Origin of the sequence: Pauljensenia sp. 20925_1_25, assembly GCF_041433955.1 — a bacterium.
Taxonomy (GTDB): domain Bacteria; phylum Actinomycetota; class Actinomycetes; order Actinomycetales; family Actinomycetaceae; genus Pauljensenia.
Map to the genome: position 1 here is coordinate 1 of NZ_JAPWCL010000041.1, position 2542 is coordinate 2542.

At 49.3% G+C, this 2542-nt stretch carries 1 protein-coding gene and 1 pseudogene; both read left to right on the forward strand.

Features of this window, described 5'->3' with window-relative positions:
* Nucleotides 1-331 precede the first annotated feature (331 nt).
* Nucleotides 332-2251, forward strand: a complete 1920-nt coding sequence (gene tet(W) / locus O3932_RS10395) for a tetracycline resistance ribosomal protection protein Tet(W) (RefSeq protein ID WP_002586627.1) — start codon at nucleotides 332-334, stop codon at nucleotides 2249-2251.
* A 50-nt stretch (nucleotides 2252-2301) separates the two neighbouring features.
* A pseudogene (locus tag O3932_RS10400) lies at nucleotides 2302-2542 on the forward strand (class I SAM-dependent methyltransferase); the annotation flags it as partial.

The following is a 2542-nucleotide window of genomic DNA, read 5'->3' on the forward strand; positions in this document are numbered from 1 at the left end:
TTTAGGTACTTGCTTTCCTAAAACTGATGTGATACGATGATTCAATCCAGAAAAGGAGTAAAAAATATGCGGCAAGGTATTCTTAAATAAAACTATAATCAAATAGTGGGAACAAAGGATTATGATAGCTCCTTTTGTAGGGGCTTAGTTTTTTGTACCCAATTTAAGAATACTTTTGCCTTATCAATTTTGACATATCCCCAAAAACAGCAATCACAAACAGGTGTATGCTGTATATGTGTATGTCCGCAACTTATAATCCCCAGTGGTAAAAGTATTTTACTGCTGGGGATTTTTATGCCCTTTGGGGCTGTAAAGGGAGGACAATCACATGAAAATAATCAATATTGGAATTCTTGCCCATGTAGACGCTGGAAAGACGACCTTGACGGAGAGCCTGCTATATGCCAGCGGAGCCATTTCAGAACCGGGGAGCGTCGAAAAAGGGACAACGAGGACGGACACCATGTTTTTGGAGCGGCAGCGTGGGATTACCATTCAAGCGGCAGTCACTTCCTTCCAGTGGCACAGATGTAAAGTTAACATTGTGGATACGCCCGGCCACATGGATTTTTTGGCGGAGGTGTACCGCTCTTTGGCTGTTTTAGATGGGGCCATCTTGGTGATCTCCGCTAAAGATGGCGTGCAGGCCCAGACCCGTATTCTGTTCCATGCCCTGCGGAAAATGAACATTCCCACCGTTATCTTTATCAACAAGATCGACCAGGCTGGCGTTGATTTGCAGAGCGTGGTTCAGTCTGTTCGGGATAAGCTCTCCGCCGATATTATCATCAAGCAGACGGTGTCGCTGTCCCCGGAAATAGTCCTGGAGGAAAATACCGACATAGAAGCATGGGATGCGGTCATCGAAAATAACGATGAATTATTGGAAAAGTATATCGCAGGAGAACCAATCAGCCGGGAAAAACTTGCGCGGGAGGAACAGCAGCGGGTTCAAGACGCCTCCCTGTTCCCAGTCTATCATGGCAGCGCCAAAAATGGCCTTGGCATTCAACCGTTGATGGATGCGGTGACAGGGCTGTTCCAACCGATTGGGGAACAGGGGGGCGCCGCCCTATGCGGCAGCGTTTTCAAGGTTGAGTACACCGATTGCGGCCAGCGGCGTGTCTATCTACGGTTATACAGCGGAACGCTGCGCCTGCGGGATACGGTGGCCCTGGCCGGGAGAGAAAAGCTGAAAATCACAGAGATGCGTATTCCATCCAAAGGGGAAATTGTTCGGACAGACACCGCTTATCAGGGTGAAATTGTTATCCTTCCCAGCGACAGCGTGAGGTTAAACGATGTATTAGGGGACCAAACCCGGCTCCCTCGTAAAAGGTGGCGCGAGGACCCCCTCCCCATGCTGCGGACGACGATTGCGCCGAAAACGGCAGCGCAAAGAGAACGGCTGCTGGACGCTCTTACGCAACTTGCGGATACTGACCCGCTTTTGCGTTGCGAAGTGGATTCCATCACCCATGAGATCATTCTTTCTTTTTTGGGCCGGGTGCAGTTGGAGGTTGTTTCCGCTTTGCTGTCGGAAAAATACAAGCTTGAAACAGTGGTAAAGGAACCCTCCGTCATTTATATGGAGCGGCCGCTCAAAGCAGCCAGCCACACCATCCATATCGAGGTGCCGCCCAACCCGTTTTGGGCATCCATAGGACTGTCTGTTACACCACTCTCGCTTGGCTCCGGTGTACAATACGAGAGCCGGGTTTCGCTGGGATACTTGAACCAGAGTTTTCAAAACGCTGTCAGGGATGGTATCCGTTACGGGCTGGAGCAGGGCTTGTTCGGCTGGAACGTAACGGACTGTAAGATTTGCTTTGAATACGGGCTTTATTACAGTCCGGTCAGCACGCCGGCGGACTTCCGCTCATTGGCCCCGATTGTATTGGAACAGGCATTGAAGGAATCGGGGACGCAGCTGCTGGAACCTTATCTCTCCTTCATCCTCTATGCGCCCCAGGAATACCTTTCCAGGGCTTATCATGATGCACCGAAATACTGTGCCACCATCGAAACGGCCCAGGTAAAAAAGGATGAAGTTGTCTTTACTGGCGAGATTCCCGCCCGCTGTATACAGGCATACCGTACTGATCTGGCCTTTTACACCAACGGGCGGAGCGTATGCCTTACAGAGCTGAAAGGATATCAGGCCGCTGTCGGTCAGCCGGTCATCCAGCCCCGCCGTCCAAACAGCCGCCTGGACAAGGTGCGCCATATGTTTCAGAAGGTAATGTAAAGATACATAATCGTCAAGACGGCAACAATCAGAAGTTATGGAGGGTAACAATGGAATATAGTAAGGAAGATTTAATGGAAGCAAAAAAGCAAATTTGGGGAGTGGGAGAGAACATGGGAACAGAGGAAAGTAAAAAAAATCTGGGAGGAGAACGCACAATTTTGGGATAATGCAATGGGTGACGAATCTAATGAATTTCACAGAGAGGTAGTGCGTCCCAAAGTAACGGAACTTCTATCTCCTAATCCTGCGGATTACATTTTGGATATTGCGTGTGGCAATGGAAATTAT